Here is a 492-nt window from a genome sequence, read left to right as displayed (position 1 = left end):
GATTTAGCTAATGAAATTGATTTATCTTGGTTCAAATAATATCTAAGATTTGATAAATATAAAATAAACGGAGAAAATAGATGAGTTATACAACAAAACACAAACCTTACAAACTGAAAAGCATTAAATGTAGTGGTTGTGGCTGGTCAATATCACACTGCATGGACTTAAAAAAAGAACAACTTAGAATAAAAAGTTTAAAAAAAGAAGTTGTAAAAGAATATATCCATGTAGATAACCCTAAATGTAAGCATTGCATTGAATTAGAAAAAAGGAGAAACAAAAAATGAAATCTAAATGTACTAAGTGTCAGGAAATGAGAAAAGCTAGTGGTTTAAGTTATTTAAAGTGTCCTAAGTGCAAACAAGAAGCTAGAGATGAAAGAAAAAAACTAAAAAAATTGTTTATAAAAGCGAAATGGCTAAAACTAATGATGAACTAAGAAAAATATCTAAACGATTAAATCAAGATAGTATAAACAAATTCATAAAA

Annotated in this window: 1 protein-coding gene; it reads left to right on the top strand. The window is 26.2% G+C overall.

Annotation, left to right across the window (positions count from 1 at the left end; genetic code table 11):
- Nucleotides 1-80: 80 nt before the first annotated feature.
- Entirely contained in the window at nt 81-290 is a 210-nt protein-coding gene (locus L979_RS15710; protein WP_047692940.1) for a hypothetical protein, read from the top strand.
- The last annotated feature ends 202 nt before the right edge of the window (nt 291-492 follow it).

Source organism: Kocuria sp. ZOR0020 (assembly GCF_000800955.1).
GTDB lineage: Bacteria > Actinomycetota > Actinomycetes > Actinomycetales > Micrococcaceae > Kocuria > Kocuria subflava.
Note: the sequence above shows the minus strand (reverse complement) of the source record. Positions and strands in the feature narration are given on the sequence as shown.